The sequence below is a fragment of the Pseudomonas frederiksbergensis genome (assembly GCF_003732705.1).
GTDB classification, from domain to species: Bacteria; Pseudomonadota; Gammaproteobacteria; order Pseudomonadales; family Pseudomonadaceae; genus Aquipseudomonas; species Aquipseudomonas frederiksbergensis_F.
Genome location: NZ_MOBR01000030.1, coordinates 1 through 19,173, shown reverse-complemented (window position 1 = coordinate 19,173; position 19,173 = coordinate 1). Strand labels below are relative to the sequence as shown.

The 19,173-nt window shown below is 61.6% G+C and carries 20 protein-coding genes; 15 read left to right on the top strand and 5 right to left on the bottom strand.

Annotated features, from left to right (window positions below; all coding sequences use genetic code 11):
* Positions 1-99: 99 nt before the first annotated feature.
* Complete coding sequence (locus BK667_RS24675) at positions 100-486, bottom strand: DUF6124 family protein (protein ID WP_123599182.1); 387 nt, start codon at positions 484-486, stop codon at positions 100-102.
* Between the two features lie 553 nt (positions 487-1,039).
* Between BK667_RS24675 and BK667_RS24670 the strand changes: the two genes are divergently transcribed.
* The 10 genes from BK667_RS24670 to madM all read left to right on the top strand — a co-directional run bounded on the left by BK667_RS24670 (position 1,040) and on the right by madM (position 9,092).
* Positions 1,040-1,642 (top strand): transcriptional regulator, encoded by a 603-nt coding sequence (locus BK667_RS24670; protein ID WP_123599181.1) that lies wholly within the window; start codon positions 1,040-1,042, stop codon positions 1,640-1,642.
* Between the two features lie 224 nt (positions 1,643-1,866).
* Positions 1,867-3,537, top strand: coding sequence for a malonate decarboxylase subunit alpha (mdcA, locus tag BK667_RS24665; protein WP_123599180.1), 1,671 nt, complete (start codon positions 1,867-1,869; stop codon positions 3,535-3,537).
* The gene (locus BK667_RS24660) at positions 3,538-4,389 is read left to right on the top strand and encodes a triphosphoribosyl-dephospho-CoA synthase (RefSeq protein ID WP_123599179.1); all 852 of its coding nucleotides are present in this window, start codon (positions 3,538-3,540) and stop codon (positions 4,387-4,389) included.
* Positions 4,389-4,688 carry a malonate decarboxylase subunit delta gene (locus tag BK667_RS24655; protein WP_123404225.1) on the top strand — a complete coding sequence of 100 codons (300 nt, stop codon included), beginning with the start codon at positions 4,389-4,391 and terminating at the stop codon, positions 4,686-4,688. The genes BK667_RS24660 and BK667_RS24655 overlap by 1 nt, the downstream gene beginning before the upstream one ends.
* Positions 4,681-5,535 (top strand): biotin-independent malonate decarboxylase subunit beta, encoded by an 855-nt coding sequence (locus BK667_RS24650; RefSeq protein ID WP_123599178.1) that lies wholly within the window; start codon positions 4,681-4,683, stop codon positions 5,533-5,535. Before BK667_RS24655 ends, BK667_RS24650 begins: the two co-directional genes overlap by 8 nt.
* Positions 5,532-6,320: a biotin-independent malonate decarboxylase subunit gamma gene (gene mdcE / locus BK667_RS24645; RefSeq protein ID WP_123599177.1), complete on the top strand. Its 789-nt coding sequence runs from the start codon at positions 5,532-5,534 to the stop codon at positions 6,318-6,320. Before BK667_RS24650 ends, mdcE begins: the two co-directional genes overlap by 4 nt.
* The gene (locus tag BK667_RS24640; RefSeq protein WP_123599176.1) at positions 6,314-6,934 is read left to right on the top strand and encodes a malonate decarboxylase holo-ACP synthase; all 621 of its coding nucleotides are present in this window, start codon (positions 6,314-6,316) and stop codon (positions 6,932-6,934) included. The genes mdcE and BK667_RS24640 overlap by 7 nt, the downstream gene beginning before the upstream one ends.
* Positions 6,931-7,842 (top strand): malonate decarboxylase subunit epsilon, encoded by a 912-nt coding sequence (gene mdcH, locus BK667_RS24635; RefSeq protein ID WP_123599175.1) that lies wholly within the window; start codon positions 6,931-6,933, stop codon positions 7,840-7,842. Before BK667_RS24640 ends, mdcH begins: the two co-directional genes overlap by 4 nt.
* A 67-nt stretch (positions 7,843-7,909) precedes the next feature.
* The gene (gene madL, locus BK667_RS24630) at positions 7,910-8,326 is read left to right on the top strand and encodes a malonate transporter subunit MadL (RefSeq protein WP_123514712.1); all 417 of its coding nucleotides are present in this window, start codon (positions 7,910-7,912) and stop codon (positions 8,324-8,326) included.
* 1 nt (position 8,327) lies between these two features.
* Entirely contained in the window at positions 8,328-9,092 is a 765-nt protein-coding gene (gene madM, locus BK667_RS24625) for a malonate transporter subunit MadM (RefSeq protein WP_054616914.1), read from the top strand.
* A gap of 122 nt (positions 9,093-9,214) precedes the next feature.
* Here madM and BK667_RS24620 read toward each other — a convergent pair whose 3' ends face one another.
* Entirely contained in the window at positions 9,215-10,135 is a 921-nt protein-coding gene (locus tag BK667_RS24620; protein ID WP_123599174.1) for a LysR family transcriptional regulator, read from the bottom strand.
* 128 nt (positions 10,136-10,263) lie between these two features.
* Here BK667_RS24620 and trhA point away from each other — a divergent pair, with 128 nt between their 5' ends.
* Positions 10,264-10,881 (top strand): PAQR family membrane homeostasis protein TrhA, encoded by a 618-nt coding sequence (trhA, locus tag BK667_RS24615; protein ID WP_123599173.1) that lies wholly within the window; start codon positions 10,264-10,266, stop codon positions 10,879-10,881.
* Between the two features lie 225 nt (positions 10,882-11,106).
* On the opposite strand, the gene BK667_RS24610 is transcribed toward trhA, so the two are convergent.
* The gene (locus tag BK667_RS24610; RefSeq protein ID WP_123599172.1) at positions 11,107-12,015 is read right to left on the bottom strand and encodes a LysR family transcriptional regulator; all 909 of its coding nucleotides are present in this window, start codon (positions 12,013-12,015) and stop codon (positions 11,107-11,109) included.
* Between the two features lie 107 nt (positions 12,016-12,122).
* Here BK667_RS24610 and BK667_RS24605 point away from each other — a divergent pair, with 107 nt between their 5' ends.
* The 3 genes from BK667_RS24605 to BK667_RS24595 are packed head-to-tail and all read left to right on the top strand — an operon-like array spanning position 12,123 to position 14,671.
* Entirely contained in the window at positions 12,123-13,364 is a 1,242-nt protein-coding gene (locus BK667_RS24605; RefSeq protein ID WP_123514717.1) for a D-amino acid dehydrogenase, read from the top strand.
* A 25-nt stretch (positions 13,365-13,389) separates the two neighbouring features.
* Positions 13,390-13,740: a RidA family protein gene (locus BK667_RS24600; protein ID WP_123599171.1), complete on the top strand. Its 351-nt coding sequence runs from the start codon at positions 13,390-13,392 to the stop codon at positions 13,738-13,740.
* Between the two features lie 28 nt (positions 13,741-13,768).
* Positions 13,769-14,671 (top strand): transporter substrate-binding domain-containing protein, encoded by a 903-nt coding sequence (locus BK667_RS24595; protein WP_123599170.1) that lies wholly within the window; start codon positions 13,769-13,771, stop codon positions 14,669-14,671.
* A 142-nt stretch (positions 14,672-14,813) separates the two neighbouring features.
* On the opposite strand, the gene BK667_RS24585 is transcribed toward BK667_RS24595, so the two are convergent.
* Positions 14,814-15,533 (bottom strand): 16S rRNA (uracil(1498)-N(3))-methyltransferase, encoded by a 720-nt coding sequence (locus BK667_RS24585; protein ID WP_123599169.1) that lies wholly within the window; start codon positions 15,531-15,533, stop codon positions 14,814-14,816.
* 135 nt (positions 15,534-15,668) lie between these two features.
* Positions 15,669-17,075: an adenosylmethionine--8-amino-7-oxononanoate transaminase gene (locus BK667_RS24580; protein ID WP_123599168.1), complete on the bottom strand. Its 1,407-nt coding sequence runs from the start codon at positions 17,073-17,075 to the stop codon at positions 15,669-15,671.
* A 221-nt stretch (positions 17,076-17,296) separates the two neighbouring features.
* On the opposite strand from BK667_RS24580, the gene BK667_RS24575 reads away from it, so the two are divergent.
* On the top strand, positions 17,297-19,069 hold the full coding sequence (locus tag BK667_RS24575; RefSeq protein ID WP_123599167.1) for a flavin monoamine oxidase family protein: 1,773 nt from the start codon (positions 17,297-17,299) through the stop codon (positions 19,067-19,069).
* Positions 19,070-19,173: the final 104 nt, after the last annotated feature.

The window sequence follows — 19,173 nt, the reverse complement described above, 5'->3', positions numbered from 1 at the left end:
ATGCCTCAAGGGACGCTCCGCGTTCCAGCTCTCAAAAGGGACGCAGAGCGTCCCGGGCTGCATTCCTTTGCTGCGCGTGGGAACGATCAGGCGTAATGGCTAAACCTTGGCTTGTTCGCGCAACTGCATCTGCAATGCCTCGTAATGATCCAGCGTGCGCTCTACCAACAACTGCACGCCATCGGTCAGACGACTAATCGCCAGGACCACCGAACGGCGCGTGCCTTCCACATCGTCCGCCAAATCCGCCGCAATCGCGCTGATCGACAGCAAATCTTCGGAAGCACTGGCCAGCATAGCCTCGGGATCGTCGACACCCGGGGCGACGGCGAAAAGGTGGTATTTACGACGCTTGGATCGTTTTTCATCAGCTGGAGGGAAGTAATGGGCGAAGGCGCGGTCGGCGGCTTCTTTCATTTTTTCTGCATCGAGGGATGGTTTGGAATCGGTGCCGGATTCCGGGGGGTTGGGGGTAGCTTTGAACATAGTGAAATCTCCAGTAATGAGTTTCAGCTGCTCCCTCGGTTCCAGCCGAAGGGGTGGCAGCTGTACGCGGGCTGGAACCCGAGGTGGAGAAAACCCGGTAGACCCGAAGGTCTCCCGCGCACAGCCGCCATAACTGAATGCACACATTAAAGGTGCGCAAGCATACGTCATGAGGGGCGCTTTCGCGCCTTCTACACCTCGGGATTCCAGACCCGGTCGCTGAATTGGCAGCGACCCCCAAACGATAAAGACCAACACAAAACCCCACCAGTCAGCGGCTTCCCGCATTGCTGTAGGCAGCGACGTCAGACCGCGTAGCCGCCAACCCTTCCTACGCCGCAACTTTTAAACACAAATCCCCATAGTGATCGTTCCCACGCTCCGCGTGGGAATGCCTCAAGGGACGCTCCGCGTTCCAGCTCTCGAATGGGACGCAGAGCGTCCCGGGCTGCATTCCCACGCAGAGCGTGGGAACGATCAATCGGTGGGCCAAGGTTGAAGATTCCCAAAAAGGGACCTATCGTTCCCTTTTTGGGACTCTTCGGTTGCCACTGTGAAAAACCTTTCTCTCAGCGAAGCCTTGTTCACCACCACCCAGCAAAAAGTGCTGGGCTTGTTGTTCGGCAAACCCGACCAGAGCTTTTACGCCAACGAAATCGCCCGCTGGGCTCAAGTGGGTAAAGGCAGCCTTATGCGCGAACTCGATCGGTTGCAGCAGGCTGGCGTGCTGACCCTGACCCGCCAAGGTAACCAGACCCACTACCAAGCTAATCCCGACTGCCCGATCTATGCCGAACTGTTGGGCATCGCCCGCAAAACCTTCGGCATCGCCGAGCCCCTGCGCCAGGTGCTGCAACCCTTTACCGAACAGATCACCTGGGCCTTCGTGTACGGCTCCATCGCCAAGGATTCGGCAAACGCATCCAGTGACATTGATCTCATGCTGATCGGCGAAGGCCTGCACTACAGTGAAGTGATGGAGCGGCTCATGCCTCTGGAAGAGCAACTGGGCCGCGTCCTCAACCCGACGCTCTACACCCCCGACGACTGGGCCGCAAAACTGGCGGCTGAAAACAGTTTTGTCGTGCGTGTGGCGCAGCAGGAAAAGATCAATCTGATGGGGCAAAACCCTTCCTTCAGTTCATCGCGGACATGATCGTTCCCACGCTCCGCGTGGGAATGCAGCCCGGGACGCTCTGCGTCCCATTCGAGAGCTGGAACGCGGAGCGTCCCTTGAGGCATTCCTTTGCTGCGCGTGGGAACGATCGAGGGCTGTGTGGTTCGTTACGGTGAGCGTAACGATCCGACACTCTGCTTGATTGATGCCCACTCCCAATCCCTCCTAAGGTGACCCCACGACAGCGAACCCGTGGAGTGGTCATGACAACAATAATATCCCCCGACTCGCGATGGACGCGGCGGCGCAGCGAGAAGCAGCGGCGTCTGGAGTTGGTCAAAGGTTTTGCCGACGGCGTGGTGTTGCCCACCGACAAAATCGTCGCGGCGCTGGAGGCGTTGATTCTGCCCGGCGACCGGGTGGTGCTGGAGGGCAATAACCAGAAGCAGGCGGATTTCCTGTCGCGCTCCCTGGCCAAGGCTGACCCCGCGAAGCTGCACGATTTGCACATGATCATGCCCAGCGTCGGCCGCTCTGAGCACCTCGATCTGTTCGAACGCGGCATCGCCCGCAAGCTCGATTTCTCCTTTGCCGGCACCCAGAGCCTGCGCATCAGCCAGTTGCTGGAAGATGGCCTGCTGGAAATCGGCGCGATCCACACCTACATCGAACTCTATGCGCGACTGGTGGTGGACCTGATTCCCAACGTCGTGCTCTCCGCCGGTTTCATGGCCGACCGCGCCGGCAACATCTACACCGGCCCGAGCACCGAAGACACGCCCGCATTGATCGAACCGGCGGCGTTCAGCGATGGCATCGTCATCGTCCAGGTCAATCAACTGGTGGACGACGTCACCGATCTGCCCCGCGTCGATATCCCCGCATCCTGGGTCGATTTCGTGGTGGTGGCCGACAAGCCGTTCTACATCGAACCGCTGTTCACCCGCGACCCACGGCACATCAAGCCTGTGCATGTGTTGATGGCGATGATGGCGATTCGTGGAATCTACGAAAAACACAACGTCCAGTCCCTGAACCACGGCATCGGTTTCAACACCGCGGCCATCGAATTGATCCTGCCGACCTACGGCGAATCCCTCGGCCTCAAAGGCAAGATCTGCCGCAACTGGACCCTTAATCCGCACCCGACCCTGATCCCGGCCATCGAAAGCGGCTGGGTCGAAAGCGTGCATTGCTTCGGCACCGAACTGGGGATGGAAAACTACATCGCCGCCCGGCCGGACGTGTTCTTCACTGGCCGCGACGGCTCGCTGCGCTCCAACCGCATGTTCTGCCAATTGGCCGGGCAGTACGCGGTGGACCTGTTTATCGGCGCGACCCTACAAGTCGATGGCGACGGCCATTCCTCCACCGTGACTCGCGGACGTCTCGCCGGTTTCGGTGGCGCGCCGAACATGGGTCACGACCCCCGCGGTCGCCGCCACGGCACCCCGGCCTGGCTCGACATGCGTCACGACGATGCGCCGGAAGCCTTGCTCGAACGCGGTAAAAAACTCGTGGTGCAGATGGTCGAGACGTTCCAGGAGGGCGGCAAACCGACCTTCGTCGAAACCCTCGACGCGGTGGAAGTGGCGCGTAAAAGCGGCATGCCGTTGGCGCCGATCATGATCTACGGCGACGACGTCACCCACCTGCTGACCGAAGAAGGCATCGCCTATTTGTACAAGGCGCGCTCGCTGGAAGAACGCCAAGCGATGATCGCGGCGGTCGCTGGCGTCACCGTGATCGGCATGCGCCACAACCCGAAAGACACCGCGCGTATGCGCCGCGAAGGCTTGATCGCCTTGCCCGAAGACCTCGGCATCCGCCGCACCGACGCCACCCGCGAATTGCTCGCGGCCAAAAGCGTGGCCGATCTGGTGGAGTGGTCCGGTGGCCTCTACAACCCGCCCGCCAAGTTCAGGAGCTGGTAAATGCACGCACTTAACCTGCAACCCAAAACACTGACCCTGGCCGATCGGCTGGCGGATTTGGCGGTGGACGCGCTGATCGACGAAGCGGACCTGTCGCCTAAACCGGCGCTGGTGGACCGTCGCGGCAATGGCGCGCACACCGATTTGCACCTGGGCTTGATGCACGCTTCGGCGTTGTCGTTGTGGCCGGCGTTCAAGGAAATGGCGGAAGCGGCCATCCAGTTCGGCGACGTCGGTTTGCCGCTGCGCGAAGCCCTCGGGCGCATTGGCCGGGACGGGGAGCAAGCGATGCTCGCCACCACCAGCGGCGTGAATACTCATCGCGGCGCGATTTGGGCGCTGGGCCTGTTGGTCGCTGCCGCCGCCCTTGAAAACACTAACGCGAGCGCCGTCACTTTGTGCGCTGCCCGTTTGGCGTTGCTCGACGACCGTTACGCTCCTCGCCCGCTCAGCCACGGCGCCCAAGTCGCGCAACGCTACGGCGCACGCGGTGCTCGTGAAGAAGCACAACTCGGCTTTCCTTCCGTCCTGCAACGCGCACTGCCTCAACTCAAACGCAGCCGTGCCTTGGGCCATGGCGAACAAAACGCTCGCCTCGACGCCTTGTTGGCGATCATGACCCGACTGGCCGACACCTGCGTGCTCTACCGCGCTGGCGAACAAGGCCTGCAAACCATGCAACTCGGTGCCCAAGCCGTACTCGACGCGGGCGGCAGTGCCAGCCTCGGCGGTCGCCGCCGCTTGCATGAACTGGATGAACAACTCATCGCGTTGAACGCCTCGCCCGGCGGCGCTGCCGACTTGCTCGCCGCCTGCCTGTTCATCGACCGCATCGAATCCGGAGCTTTCTGATGGAAACCTTATCCTTTGAATTCCCCGCCGGGCAGCCGCCCCGGGGCCGGACGCTGGTGGGCTGTGTTGGCTCGGGCGATCTGGAAGTGCTGATCGAACCGGGTGTGGCTGGCAAGTTGACCATCCAGGTACAGACCTCGGTCAACGGCGCGGAACAGCGCTGGCAGCATCTGTTTGCGCGGATGTTTGATGGGCAAACGCCGCCAGCGATGGCGATTGATATTCATGATTTCGGGGCGACGCCGGGCGTGGTGCGCTTGCGTCTGGAACAAGGCTTTGAGGAGATTGGCCATGACTGATCTCCTCCAGCCATCCCTACAAAGACGCAGCTTCGTCGAACTCGGCGCGCGGCAACGAGCGAAAGCCTTGCTCGACGCCGGCACCTTCCGCGAATTGCTCGACCCGTTTCAACGAATCATGTCGCCGTGGCTGTCGCGTCAGGGCGTGGTGCCGCAAGCGGATGACGGCGTGGTGATCGCCAAGGGCAGCATCGGTGGTTTGCCGGTAGTGATCGCCGCGATTGAAGGTTCGTTTCAGGGCGGCAGCCTCGGCGAAGTCGGCGGCGCGAAGATGGCCGGTGCGCTGGAACTGGCGGCTGAAGACAACCGCAAAGGCATTCCGACTCGCGCCGTGCTGCTGCTGGAAACCGGTGGCGTGCGCTTGCAGGAAGCCAACCTCGGGCTCGCGGCGATTGCCGATATCCATGCGGCGATTGTCGATCTGCGTCAGTACCAGCCAGTGGTTGGCGTCGTGGCTGGCAGTGTCGGTTGCTTTGGCGGCATGTCGATTGCCGCCGGGTTGTGCAGTTATTTGCTGGTGACTCAGGAAGCACGGCTTGGCCTCAACGGCCCGCAAGTGATCGAGCAGGAAGCGGGGCTTGAGGAATACGATTCGCGGGATCGTCCTTTCATCTGGAGCCTGACCGGGGGCGAGCAGCGGTTTGCCAGTGGTTTGGTGGATCGTTACGTCGCCGATGACGTGGCGCAGATTCAGCAGCAGGTCAGTGAATTGCTCAAGCAAGGTTTGCCGGCGCAACAGCGTAGCCAACAGGCCGGGTTGTTTTTAGAGCGCTTGGCGCGGCTGGATGCTGAGCCGCAAATCGAGCCGTCGGTGGTTCGCGATCTGTATCAAGGAGAGCGCTCATGAGAGGTTTGAACTGGTTCAACGCCTTGAGTACCGGTGCGAAACCGGTCGAAGGTTTGCCTGCTTCGTTGAAGGTGGCGGACGGTGTATTGGGTGATCAACCTGTGCGATTTATCGCGGTGGTGACTGATCCCGACAACCGCTTTGCCCGTGCCCGTAATGGCGAGGTTGGATTGCTGGAAGGTTGGGGTTTGGCCAAAGCCGTCGATGAAGTCATTGCGGCCGACAGCGACAAATCGCAGAAGCGTGCCTTGATCGCCATCGTCGATGTACCGAGCCAGGCCTATGGTCGCCGTGAAGAAGCACTCGGTATTCATCAGGCATTGGCCGGTGCGGCGGACAGTTATGCTCGCGCTCGACTGGCCGGCCACGCGGTAATCGGTCTGCTGGTGGGCAAGGCCATGTCCGGGGCGTTTCTCGCTCACGGCTATCAAGCCAATCGGCTGATCGCCCTGCGTGATCCGGGCGTAATGGTTCACGCCATGGGCAAGGCCTCGGCGGCGCGAGTAACCCTGCGCAGTGTTGAAGAACTGGAAGCACTGGCCGCCAGCGTGCCGCCGATGGCGTATGACATCGAAAGCTATGCCAGCCTCGGTTTGCTCTGGGAAACCTTGTCGGTGGAACAGATTGAACAGCCGACGGCGCAGGATCTTACCCGCGTGACTGAATGCCTGAGCCTGGCAATCAGTGATGTCGCCGCCAAGGGGCGCGATCTGAGCAGCCGCTTGGGCGCCAGTAACCGCGCCGCGTCGAGCAAGGTTCGCGAACTGTTGAGCGCGCAGTGGTGAACACGTTTCTGGCCCACGACCTGCTCTGGGGCATGACCCCGGAGCAGATGCCTGCCGACGCGCCGTTGTGGGCGATTGAGTCCATTGGCGCTGGCCAACCGGTGGTCGTGCGGCGTGAATTGTGCGCGGCGGGTCAGATTGCCGTGGGCGTGCGCGGGCCGTTGCGTGAGCAGCGGTTTGCGACGGTGATGTCAGTCGAGGCGATTCAGCGTCGGGTCAAACCGGAAGACCTTTGTCATGCCTCGATTGATCGGGATCTACCCGCATTACGTGCCCTGACTCAACTGCGGGCGATGCTGGATGCTTGCGGTTTCGTCTGGGGCATCAGCGGCAGCGCCGGTTTTGAATTGGCCAGCGGTGTCCGGGCATTGCATGAGCGCAGCGATCTCGACTTGATCCTGCGCACACCGCAACCCTTGAGTCGCGTACAGGCTCAGGAACTGGTGAAGATTTTTGATACGGCTGCGTGCCAAGTGGACATGCAGTTGCAGACGCCTTCCGGTGCCATCGCCCTGCGCGAATGGGCCGGCCCTGCGCGGCGAGTCCTGCTGAAAAACGCTACTGAAGCTTGTCTGGTGCTGGATCCGTGGAACCCTCAGGAGCAAGCAGCGTGAGCAGCCTGTTGGTGTTCCCGGGCCAGGGCGCGCAGCAGCCGGGCATGCTCCATCGTTTGCCTCGGGAAACGGTAGTTGAGGCGAGTGACGTCCTCGGTGAAGACGCGTTGTTGCTGGATTCGGCAGAAGCATTGAAGTCGACGAGGGCGGTGCAGCTGTGCCTGCTGATCGCCGGGGTCGCGGCTTCACGGCAATTGCAGGAGCCAGCGGATTACGTGGCGGGATTGTCGATCGGTGCCTATCCGGCAGCGGTGGTCGCCGGCGCTTTGGGGTTCAGCGATGCGCTGCATCTGGTCAGCCTGCGGGGTGAGCTGATGCAACAGGCTTATCCACAGGGCTACGGCATGACCGCGATCATCGGTCTCGATTTATCCACAGTCGAACAGTTGCTCGCGCAGGTTCACAGCGTCGAAACGCCGGTGTACCTGGCCAATATCAACGCCGATAACCAGGTGGTGATTGCCGGCAGCGACGACGCGATGAAAGCCGTGGCGCAGTTGGCGAAAGGTCACGGCGCAGGTCTGGCCAAACGCCTGGCCGTCAGCGTGCCGTCGCACTGTCCTTTATTGGATGCTCCAGCCAAAACCCTGGCAGAAGCCTTCGCCACAGTGACCCTGAAAACCCCAACGATGGGCTACCTGAGCGGCAGTCGCGCCCGGCCCATCGTCAACCTTGAAGCCCTGCGCGATGACCTCGCTTTCAACATGTGCCGCGTCGTCGATTGGCGCGGCACGGTGCAAAGCGCTTACGAGCGCGGCGTGCGTCTGCAAATCGAACTGCCGCCCGGTGCGGTGTTAACCGGGCTGGCGCGCCGGGTGTTCGAGCAGGGCACCGTGATTGCCTTCGACGGTGCGCGGCTGGACACCTTGCAAGCGCTGTTGCGTGAGGAGGGAAGCCGCCAACCCTAGAACACCGACTCAGGCTTGCGAAGCACAAAAACAACAACTTCGACGATGCACTTTGAGGACTACAACAATGATTATTTACGGTGTGGCGCTGTTGGCGATCTGTACGCTGGCAGGGGTGATCATGGGCGATGCCCTGGGCATGTTGTTGGGCGTGAAGTCCAACGTCGGCGGGGTCGGGATCGCGATGATCCTGTTGATCTGCGCGCGGCTCTACATGCAAAAGCGCGGCGGTATGACCAAGGATTGCGAGATGGGCGTCGGCTTCTGGGGCGCGATGTACATTCCGGTGGTGGTGGCGATGGCAGCGCAACAAAACGTTGTGACTGCCTTGCACGGCGGCCCGGTCGCGGTGCTGGCGGCCATCGGTTCGGTGGTGATTTGCGGCTGCACCATTGCCCTGATCAGCCGGACCCACAAAGGCGAGCCACTGCCCGATGAACCGGCGCAAGTGACGCCGGTCGGCACGCCAGTAGGAGGCCGCTGATATGTGGGAACTCATTGATAAAGGCCTGACCGCGAATGGTCTGGTCACCGCGTTCGCGTTTGTCGGCATCATCATGTGGGTGTCGGTGGTGTTGTCCAAACGCCTGACTTACGGGCGGATTCATGGCTCGGCGATTGCCATCGTCATCGGCCTGGTACTGGCCTGGGTCGGCGGCACCATGACCGGCGGGCAAAAAGGCCTGGCGGACTTGTCGCTGTTCTCCGGTATCGGTTTGATGGGTGGCGCCATGCTGCGGGACTTTGCCATCGTCGCCACCGCGTTCGAAGTGCAAGCCACCGAAGCGAAAAAGGCCGGGTTGGTCGGCGCGATTGCGCTGCTGCTGGGTACGGTGCTGCCGTTTATTGTCGGCGCGAGCATTGCCTGGGCGTTCGGCTATCGCGATGCGATCAGCATGACCACCATTGGCGCGGGCGCGGTGACGTACATCGTCGGGCCGGTGACCGGGGCGGCGATTGGTGCCAGTTCGGATGTGGTGGCGTTGTCGATTGCCACCGGGTTGATCAAGGCGATTCTGGTGATGGTGGGTACACCGATGGCGGCGAAATGGATGGGCCTGGATAACCCGCGTTCGGCGATGGTGTTTGGTGGGTTGGCTGGTACGGTCAGCGGCGTGACGGCGGGGCTGGCGGCGACGGATCGGCGGTTGGTGCCTTATGGCGCGTTGACCGCGACGTTTCATACCGGGCTGGGCTGTCTGCTTGGGCCTTCGTTGTTGTACTTCATTGTTCGCGGGATTGTGGGTTAAGTCGGGATTTAATGATCGTTCCCACGCTCCGCGTGGGAATGCCTCCTGTGACGCTCTGCGTCACGCTTGAGTAGGGACGCGGAGCGTCCCGGGCTGCATTCCCACGCGGAGCGTGGGAACGATCAGGTGGAGGTATTGCGATTGGCATACATCCGACACTCGGCCAGCAACGCCAGCAGATTCGGATCACGCTCCTTGGCCTTCAAGAACACCACGCCAATGTGCTGCTGCAACCGGTACTTTTCCTGCAACGGAATCAGTTTCACCCGGTTCTCATACACCGCCGCAATCCTGCCCGGCAGCAACGCATAACCCACCCCCGAGCTGACCATGCTCAGCAGGGTGAAGATGTCGTTGACCTGCATCGCCACTTTCGGCTCGAACCCCGCCTGCTTGAACACCCGGATCCCGTCCTGGTGCGTGGCGAAGCCCTGGGTCAGGGTGATGAAGGTTTCGTCGCGCACTTCCGCGAGGTCGACTTCCGCCCGTTGGGCAAACTTCGAATCCGCCGGGGTGGCGAGGAAGATGTCATCGGAGAACAGCTGAATGTGCTCGCAATCCGGGTCGTTGACGCTGTCGTCCAGCGACACGAGGATCGCGTCGACTTCCATATTCTTGAGTTTGTAGAGCAGGTCAATGTTCGAGCCGAGGATCAGGTCGATGTTGAGTTCGCTGCGGCGGATTTTCAGGCCCATGATCAACTGCGGCACGGTCTTCACCGTCAGCGAATACAGTGAGCCGAGCTTGAAGCGTTCCGCCGAGAACCCGGCAGCTTCGCGGGTCAGGCGCACGCTTTCGACCACGTCCTGAATCAACTTCTGCGCCCGTTCTTCCAACACGTAAGCGCTTTCCAGCGGCGTCAGGTTGCGTCCTTCATGCTTGAACAACGGACAACGCAGGGCACTTTCCAGGGAATGAATGGCACGGTGCACGCTGACATTGCTGGTCTGCAACTCCGCGGCGGCACGGGCCAGGTTGCCGGTGCGCATGAAGGCCAGGAACACCTCGAGTTTTTTCAGGGTCAACTCTTCGTCGATCAGCATCGCGCGGACTCTTTTTGGAATGACCTGATTGTGCACGGCAGGGAGATATGTGTCCTGAAACATTGCGCTTTTAGTCTCAAGGCCTGAGCCTTGCGCCATGTTGTAACGAATTTTGAGGGAAGCGATTCATGTATCACGGGGAACGATTGAACGCCTGGACGCATTTGGTCGGGGCGGTGGCGGCGACGGTTGGGGTGGTGTGGATGCTGGTGATCGCCAGCATGGACGGCAGCCCGTGGAAGATTGTCAGCGTGGCGATTTACGGTTTCACCTTGATGGTGCTCTACAGCGCCTCGACCGTGTACCACAGCGTGCGCGGGCGCAAGAAAGAGATCATGCAGAAGGTTGATCACTTTTCGATCTATCTGCTGATCGCCGGCAGCTACACGCCGTTCTGCCTGGTGACCCTGCGCGGGCCATGGGGCTGGACGTTGTTCGGGATTGTCTGGGGGCTGGCGCTGATCGGCATTCTGCAAGAGATCAAGCCGCGTTCGGAAGCGCGGATTCTGTCGATCGTGATCTACGCGGTGATGGGCTGGATTGTGCTGGTGGCGGTCAAACCGCTGCTTGCGGCACTGGGCGCGACTGGCTTCGCCTGGCTGGCGTCGGGCGGGGTGTTGTACACCGTGGGGATTATCTTTTTTGCCCTCGACCATCGGTTGCGGCATGCCCATGGGATCTGGCATTTGTTCGTGATTGCGGGGAGTTTGCTGCATTTTGTGGCGATTTTGTTTTACGTCCTCTAAACGATAATGCGTCCTGTAGGAGCGAGGCTTGCCCGCGAAGGCGGCGTGTCAGTCAGCATAAATGTTGAATGTACCGACGCTTTCGCGGGCAAGCCTCGCTCCTACAGGTGATGGGGCCCGAGAAGTCCCCCCACAATTGCTGAGCCACCGCAAGCGTGGATCAGTCAGCGATGATGTCGACTGACCTGACGCTTTCGCGAGCAGGCTCGCTCCCACAGCAACACACTACAGAATCAAACGATCCAGCTGCGCCTGTGCCCGGCGGCTGAAAACCTGTAACAAATCGCTCAAGGTGTGAGGCGGCGGTTCGTCGGCGCGGGTCACGGCGTACAGGGTGATCGGCAGCGCCGGCGCCAGGGGACGAATCGCGGTGGCGGCAGGCGAGGCGCCGAGCGCGGTGAACGGGTCGATGACCGCCAGCCCGGCCCCGGATTCCACCATCGCCCGGGCCAGCGAATAAGTTTGCACGGCGATGCGCACCCGGGGCGGCGGATCGACGGCTTCAAGGTAGCTGTCGAGCCGGGCCGCCAGCGGGTCAGCGCTGGACAGGCCGATCAGCGGCGCGCCAGCCAACTCGATCAATGGCAACGGTTGCCCGTGGCTGGCGACGGGCCAATAGCCCAGCGGCGCCAGCGCCACCAGCATGCCACTGGCCAGGGCTTGCGCCTTCAGCCCCGGATGATCCGGCGGCTGCAACGTCAGGGCGACATCCACTTCGCGCATCAACAGGTTTTGCATCAGCTCACGGCTGTGGGCGCTGGATAGTTCGCAGACGATGTCCGGGTAACGTTGCGTCCACTCGTTGATTGCCGGTGGCAGCAGCGACAGCGCCAACGCCGGGATCGCGCCGATCCGCACGCTGTGGCCCGGCTCGCGGCGCAGGCTCTGGGCCAGGCGTCGCACGCCTTGCAGGCTTTCGGTGACCTTATCGACCTCGCGCTCCAGCTCCAGCGCTTCGGGCGTGGCCTGCAATTTACCGCGCACCCGCAGGAACAACGCAAAGCCCAATTGCTGTTCGGCGTGTTGCAGCACCTTGCTCACCGCCGGTTGCGAGACGTGCAGCAACTGGGCGGCGCCACTGACCGAGCCGGTCTGGCGAATGGCTTGGAAAATCTCGATGTGGCGCAGGCGCATGGCGAGTCCATAACCTTTGTTTATGGGGCAGCCATCTTTATGCATTGTTCAACGGCTGTCACCTGGTCCTAACCTGAGGCCTGTTTCAACAACGGTTAAGGACTGACATGGCTCAGCGGGTTTGCATCATCGGCGGCGGCGTGATCGGGCTGACAACGGCTTACGCACTGGTGCGCGACGGCATCGACGTGACGCTGGTCGAGGCCCGGGAATCGCTGGCCAGCGAAACCAGTTTCGCCAACGGCGGCCAGTTGTCCTACCGCTACGTCGCGCCGCTGGCCGATGCCGGCGTACCATTGCAGGCGATTGGCTGGATGCTGCGCGGTGACTCGCCCTTGAAGCTGCGCCCACGCCTTGATCCGGCGCAATGGCGCTGGATGGCGTCCTTTCTGGCGGCCTGCCGGCGTTCGGTGAACCAGCGCAACAGCGCGCATTTGCTGCGCCTGGCGCTGCTCAGTCAGACCACGTTGCAAGGCTGGCGGGACGAGGATCGCCTCGACGGTTTCGACTGGCGGCGCAACGGCAAACTGGTGACGTTTCGTGAAACCGCGAGTTTCGAGCATGCGCGCCACGGTCTGGCCGATCCGCAACAGCAACAGGTGTTGTCCCGGGCCGAATGCGCCCAACTGGAGCCGGCACTCGCCGAGGCGCCGTTGGTGGGCGCGATTTACACCCCCGATGAAGAAGTCGCCGACTGCCACGGGTTCTGCCAGCAACTGGTGGCCCGGCTCAAGGCGTCGGGGCGTTGCGAGTTTTTGCTCGGGCAAACGGTCACCGGCATTCGTCATTCGGACGGCGCGGTGCAGGCCATTGAAATGGGCGCGCAGGTGTTGCCGGTCGAACAACTGGTGATTGCCGCCGGGCATCGCAGCCCGGCGCTGGCGTTGCCCGGTATGAACCTGCCGCTGTACCCGCTCAAGGGTTACAGCCTGACCGTGCCGATTCGCGCCGAACATCGTGCGCCGGACCTGAGCATTACCGATTACAACCGCAAGATCGTTTACGCCCGCATCGGTGCTCAACTGCGGGTGGCGGCGATGGTCGACATTGTCGGCTTCGACCCGGCGCTCGATCCCAAGCGCCTGGCATTGATCAAACGCCAGGCCCAGGACACCTTGCCCAATGCCGGCGACTACGACGCCGCCATTGAATGGGCCGGCATGCGCCCGGCCACCCCCAGCGGCGTGCCGCTGATTGGCGCCACGGCGTACCGCAACCTTTGGCTCAACCTCGGCCATGGCGCGCTGGGTTTCACCTTGGCCTGCGGCAGCGCACGGTTGCTTAGCGATTTGCTGACCCAGCGCGCACCTTCGATTGAAATGCACGGCCTCGCGCCTCGCGTCGCCTGACTTGATCTAGATAAGGAAGAACCAGATGAGCATCAACCGAATCAACAGCAACAGCCGACTCTCTGCGGCCCTGACCTTTGGCGAACTGGTGTTTCTCTCGGGTCAGGTGCCGGGCGAGAGCCGTGATGTCAGCGGCCAGACCGTCGAGGTGCTGGCGAAAATCGATGGGCTGCTGGCCGAGGCCGGCAGCGACAAGGATCACCTGCTCAGCGCGACCATTTACTTGAGCGACATCGGCCGTGATTTCGCCGCCATGAACGAGGTCTGGTCACACTGGCTGTCGCCGGGCAAAGCGCCGACCCGAACCACATTGCAGGCGCAACTGGCTCGTCCAGAGGTTCTGGTGGAAATCACCGTGATCGCCGCCCGCCGCTAATCACCCCCACCCACAACGGAGAATAACAATGCAAAAAATCACGTTGATCGGCTGCACCCTCGGCCTGTTGCTCGGCAGTCAGGTCCAGGCCACTGAAGTGCCGCTGACTGGCACATTGAACAAGGTCGCCAATGCCAAGAGCATCACCTTGGGCTATCGCGATGCGTCGGTGCCGTTCTCCTACGTGGGTGATCACTCGGGGCAGCCGATGGGCTACTCGGTGGATCTGGCGGGCAAGATTGTCGAGCGCATCAAGCAAAAACTCGATCAGCCGGACTTGCAGGTGAAGTACAACCTGGTGACCTCGCAAACCCGTATTCCGCTGGTGCAGAACGGCACGGTCGATCTTGAGTGTGGCTCCACCGGGGTGACGGCCGAGCGCATGCAGCAAGTGGCGTTTTCCTACGGGTTTATTTATGTGAAGGGGCAGTTGCTCACGGCCAAGGACAGCGGCATCAAAAGCTTCGCCGACCTGCGCGGCAAGAATGTCGTGACCACCGCCGGCACCACCAACGAACGGTTTTTGAAGAGCTACAACGTTGATCACAAGATCGACATGTTCGTGATCAGCGCCAAGGACCACGGCGAAGCATTCCAGATGTTGCAGTCGGGCAGGGCGGCGGCGTTTTACATGGACGATGCGCTGCTCTACGGCGAACGGGCCAAGGCTCGCGATCCGCATAACTGGGTCGTAGTGGGTGAGGAGCAATCGCGGGAAATCTACAGCTGCATGGTGCGCAAGGGCGACCCGCAATTTCTCGAGTTGGTGAACTCGACACTCGCCGACCTGTACAGCTCAGGGGAAATCAATGGCATCTACAACCGTTGGTTCCAGCAGCCGATCCCGCCCAAGGGCCTGAACCTGGAATTTCCGATGACCAGCGAGTTGAAAGCGATCATCGCCAAACCGGTGAGTGAGCCGGTGCAATAACCGACTCCTGATCCTGATCGTTCCCACGCTCCGCGTGGGAATGCAGCCCGGGACGCTCCGCGTCCCATCCAGAGCCGAACGCAGAGCGTCCGAAGAGGCATTCCCACGCAGAGCGTGGGAACGATCAAAGGCTGCGATCTTTTTAGAAGTCCCCCCAAAGTTGCTGAGCCACCGCCAACGCCACCACCGGCGCGGTCTCGGTCCGCAACACCCGAGGCCCAAGCCGGGCGGCATGAAAACCAGCCCCCTTGGCCTGATCCACTTCCGCATCCGACAACCCACCTTCAGGGCCGATCAGAAACGCCAGGGTCCCAGGCTTGGCATGACTCACCAACGGCTCCGCCACCGGATGCAGCACCAGTTTCAACTCCGCCTCGGTCTGCTTCAGCCAATCCGCCAACAACAGCGGCGGATGAATCACCGGCACCGTCGAGCGCCCGCACTGCTCGCACGCGCTGATCGCCACCTGGCGCCAGTGCAGCAGGCGTTTGTCGGCGCGTTCGTCCTTGAGGCGGACTTCACAGCGGTCGGTGAAGATTGGGGTGATCTCGGTCACGCCCAGTTCGGTGGCTTTCTGAATCGCCCAATCCATCCGCTCGCCACGGGACAGGCCTTGGCCGAGATGGATCTGCAACGGCGACTCGACTTGCCCGGCGAAGCTTTCATCGATCTGCACCGTGACACGCTTCTTGCCGACGTCGGCCAGCGTGCCGCGAAACTCAAAGCCCGAGCCGTCGAACAATTGCACCGCATCACCCTCGGCCATGCGCAGCACGCGGCTGATGTAATGGGCCTGGGCCTCGGGCAACTCGTGCTCGCCGGTGCTCAGGGGGGTGTCGATAAAGAAGCGGGACAGTCTCATCTTGGGTCTCTGTAGTTTGATCGTTCCCACGCTCTGCGTGGGAATGCCGCCACGGACGCTCCGCGTCCGCTCTGGATGTGACGCAGAGCGTCACGGGATGCATTCCCACGCAGAGCGTGGGAACGAGCGAATGTACTAGCCCGGATCGCGGAAACCGGGGTGAAATTCTTTCGGCACCGACACGCTGACGCTATTGCGGGTCGCGATGTCGATCCCTTCGCTGGCCACTTCCGCCAGGAAATCAATTTGCTCCGGGGTAATCACATACGGCGGCAAGAAGTACACCACGCTGCCCAACGGACGAAGTAAAGCACCGCGCTCCAGCGCATGCTTGAACACTTTCAAGCCACGGCGCTCTTGCCACGGGTAGGCTTCCTTGGTCGCTTTGTCCTTGACCATCTCGATGGCCAGGACCATGCCGGTCTGGCGCACTTCCGCCACGTTCGGGTGATCGACCAGGTGCGCAGTGGAGGTAGCCATGCGCTGGGCCAGGGCCTTGTTGTTCTCGATGACGTTGTCTTCTTCGAAGATATCCAAAGTCGCCAAGGCCGCCGCGCACGCCAGCGGGTTGCCGGTGTAGCTGTGGGAATGCAGGAAGGCGCGCAGGGTCGGGTAGTCGTCGTAGAAGGCGCTGTAGACGTCGTCGGTGGTCAGCACCGCCGCCAACGGCAGGTAGCCGCCGGTCAGGGCCTTGGACAGGCACAGGAAGTCCGGGCGGATGCCGGCCTGTTCGCAGGCGAACATCGTCCCGGTGCGGCCGAAGCCGACGGCGATTTCGTCGTGGATCAGGTGCACGCCGTAGCGGTCGCAGGCCTCGCGCAGCAATTTGAGGTACACCGGGTGGTACATGCGCATGCCGCCAGCGCCCTGGATCAACGGCTCCAGAATCACCGCAGCCACGGTGTTGTGGTTCTCGGCCAGGGTCTGTTCCATGGCGACGAACATGTTGCGCGAATGTTCTTCCCAGCTCATGCCTTCCGGGCGCAGGTAGCAATCCGGGCTCGGCACCTTGATGGTGTCCATCAGCAGGGCTTTGTAGGTTTCGGTGAACAGCGGCACGTCGCCCACGGCCATCGCCGCCATGGTTTCGCCGTGGTAGCCGTTAGTCAGGGTGACGAAGCGCTTCTTGTTCGGCTGGCCGCGGTTGAGCCAATAGTGAAAGCTCATTTTCAGCGCGACTTCGATGCAGGACGAACCGTTATCGGCGTAGAAGCACCGGGTCAGGCCTTCCGGGGTCATCTTCACCAGGCGTTCGGACAGCTCGATCACCGGCTGGTGGCTGAAACCGGCGAGGATCACGTGTTCCAGTTGATCGACCTGATCCTTGATGCGCTGGTTGATTCGCGGGTTGGCGTGGCCGAACACGTTGACCCACCAGGAGCTGACGGCGTCGAGGTAGCGTTTGCCTTCGAAGTCTTCCAGCCAGATGCCTTCACCGCGCTTGATTGGAATCAGCGGCAGCTGTTCGTGGTCTTTCATCTGGGTGCAGGGGTGCCATAACACGGCCAGGTCCCGTTGCATCCACTGATTATTCAGGCCCATTTACAGTCTCCTCGAGGCGGTCCGCGGCAGGCGCGGGCAAACAATCGCGCAAGCCTATGCAATGCATCGCGCCGGGACAACCCATTGTGTCGATTGAGCTACTTTGTATGGGGTGATAGACGTCGCTGGCGGCGTTTTGATGGCTGACGTATTCTTCGCGGTTCTTTGAGTCGTCTGGCTCGCAAAACCGCTTTTTCTCGTGTATTTCCGGAGTTCGCTGAATGTCTGCTGGTTGGCTGCGCGCCTGTGCGCTGGTGATGTTGGGGCTGTTCAGCGTTTCGGCGCTGGCCAAGGATAAAACGGCGATCGTGATCGGCGGCGGGCTTTCGGGCCTCACTGCGGCCTACGAGCTGCAAAACAAAGGCTGGCAGGTGACGCTGCTGGAAGCCAAGCCAAGCCTGGGCGGCCGCTCCGGCATGGCCACCAGCGAGTGGATCGGCAACGACAAGGCTCAGCCGGTACTGAACCAGTACGTGTCGACCTTCAAGTTGAGCACCACGCCAGCGCCTGAGTTCGTGCGTACCCCGGGCTACCTGATCGACGGCGTGTATTTCACCGCCGCTGACCTGGCCACCAAGGACCCGGTGACGGCCGACGCACTCAAGCGCTACGAAAAAACCGTCGATGACCTGGCACGCTCGATCGAAGATCCGCAGAACCCGGCCGCGAACAGCACGCTGTATGCCCTGGATCAGATCAACGTCTCCAACTGGCTCGACCGTCTGACGCTGCCGGCTACGGCTCGCCAACTGGTCAACCAGGAAATACGTACCCATTACGACGAGCCTTCGCGCCTGTCGCTGCTGTACTTCGCTCAGCAGAACCGCGTTTACCGTGGTGTTTCCGACCGTGACCTGCGCGCCTCGCGCCTGCTCGGCGGCAGCCCGGTGTTGGCCCAGGCCTTCGTCAAACAGCTGAAAACCATCAAGACCAGCTCCCCGGTGTCGGCTATCACCCAGGACAAGGACAGCGTGACCGTCAAGGTCGGCAGCGTGGGCTACCAGGCTGACTACGTCGTAGTCGCGGTGCCATTGCGCGCGCTGAGCAAAATCATCATGACCCCGTCGCTGGATGCCCAGCACATGGGCGCGATCAAGGGCACCAACTACGGCTGGCGCGACCAGATCATGCTGAAGTTCAAGACGCCGGTGTGGGAAAGCAAGGCGCGGATGTCCGGCGAGATCTACAGCAACGCCGGCCTCGGCATGTTGTGGGTAGAACCAGCGCTGAAGGGCGGCGCCAACGTGGTGATCAACCTGTCCGGCGACAACGCCCGCGTGATGCAGGCCTTCGGCGACAAACAGATGGTCGATCAGGTGCTGATTCGTCTGCACGCGTTTTATCCACAGGCTCGCGGTTCGTTCACCGGTTATGAAATCCGCCGCTACAGCACCGACCCGTCGATGGGTGGCGCTTACCTGGCCTTCGGCCCGGGCCAGATCAGCAAGTACTGGCGCTTGTGGGAGCGTCCGCTGCAACGTGTAGCGTTTGCCGGTGAACACACCGACACCTTGTACCCGGGCACCCTGGAAGGCGCATTGCGCACCGGTCAGCGTGCGGCCAGTCAGGTTGAAGACCTGGCGGCGGGCAAGTCGTTTGAGCCTGTGAAAGTTGTTCCAGCGGCGACCGCTGCAGCGGCCGGCGCAGTGGCGGCGAAGAAAGGTAACTTCTTCACCAACCTGTTTGGCGGTTCGGATGACGACAAGAAACCGGAACCGGTCAAGGCTCCGGAGCCAGTGACTCCGCCAGCACCGACACCGGCTCCAGTGCCAACCCCGGCCCCTGCGCCAGTGGAAGCACCGAAGCCAGCGGCACCGGTCAAGGCTGAGCCTGCGAAGAAAGCGGCCAAGCCTGTGGCGAAGAAGCCTGCGGCGAAAACCGATGCCAAGAAAACTCCGGCAAAACCTGCCGCGAAGAAAGCTGAACCGGCGAAGAAACCAGCAGCCAAACCTGCTGCAACGACCCCGGCAGCGACCGATACCAAAGCGCAGTAAGGCGTCGAGTTGAAAAAAAGCGCGGCAGGGATGCCGCGCTTTTTTTATTCCCGTGTCTCGTCCTGAATAAGGTTTACACCTTCTGACTTCTCATCAGGAAGGTG

Excerpts from the sequence above, each read along its gene's own strand:
- BK667_RS24655 (WP_123404225.1), top strand. The coding sequence starts at position 4,389 with ATGGAAACCTTATCCTTTGAATTCCCCGCCGGGCAGCCGCCCCGGGGC.
- BK667_RS24600 (WP_123599171.1), top strand. The coding sequence starts at position 13,390 with ATGAGCATCAACCGAATCAACAGCAACAGCCGACTCTCTGCGGCCCTG.
- BK667_RS24605 (WP_123514717.1), top strand. The coding sequence starts at position 12,123 with ATGGCTCAGCGGGTTTGCATCATCGGCGGCGGCGTGATCGGGCTGACA.
- BK667_RS24595 (WP_123599170.1), top strand. The coding sequence starts at position 13,769 with ATGCAAAAAATCACGTTGATCGGCTGCACCCTCGGCCTGTTGCTCGGC.
- trhA (WP_123599173.1), top strand. The coding sequence starts at position 10,264 with ATGTATCACGGGGAACGATTGAACGCCTGGACGCATTTGGTCGGGGCG.
- madM (WP_054616914.1), top strand. The coding sequence starts at position 8,328 with ATGTGGGAACTCATTGATAAAGGCCTGACCGCGAATGGTCTGGTCACC.
- madL (WP_123514712.1), top strand. The coding sequence starts at position 7,910 with ATGATTATTTACGGTGTGGCGCTGTTGGCGATCTGTACGCTGGCAGGG.
- BK667_RS24675 (WP_123599182.1), bottom strand. The coding sequence starts at position 486 with ATGTTCAAAGCTACCCCCAACCCCCCGGAATCCGGCACCGATTCCAAA.
- BK667_RS24575 (WP_123599167.1), top strand. The coding sequence starts at position 17,297 with ATGTCTGCTGGTTGGCTGCGCGCCTGTGCGCTGGTGATGTTGGGGCTG.
- BK667_RS24610 (WP_123599172.1), bottom strand. The coding sequence starts at position 12,015 with ATGCGCCTGCGCCACATCGAGATTTTCCAAGCCATTCGCCAGACCGGC.
- BK667_RS24620 (WP_123599174.1), bottom strand. The coding sequence starts at position 10,135 with ATGCTGATCGACGAAGAGTTGACCCTGAAAAAACTCGAGGTGTTCCTG.
- mdcA (WP_123599180.1), top strand. The coding sequence starts at position 1,867 with ATGACAACAATAATATCCCCCGACTCGCGATGGACGCGGCGGCGCAGC.
- mdcE (WP_123599177.1), top strand. The coding sequence starts at position 5,532 with ATGAGAGGTTTGAACTGGTTCAACGCCTTGAGTACCGGTGCGAAACCG.
- BK667_RS24585 (WP_123599169.1), bottom strand. The coding sequence starts at position 15,533 with ATGAGACTGTCCCGCTTCTTTATCGACACCCCCCTGAGCACCGGCGAG.
- BK667_RS24650 (WP_123599178.1), top strand. The coding sequence starts at position 4,681 with ATGACTGATCTCCTCCAGCCATCCCTACAAAGACGCAGCTTCGTCGAA.
- BK667_RS24580 (WP_123599168.1), bottom strand. The coding sequence starts at position 17,075 with ATGGGCCTGAATAATCAGTGGATGCAACGGGACCTGGCCGTGTTATGG.
- BK667_RS24660 (WP_123599179.1), top strand. The coding sequence starts at position 3,538 with ATGCACGCACTTAACCTGCAACCCAAAACACTGACCCTGGCCGATCGG.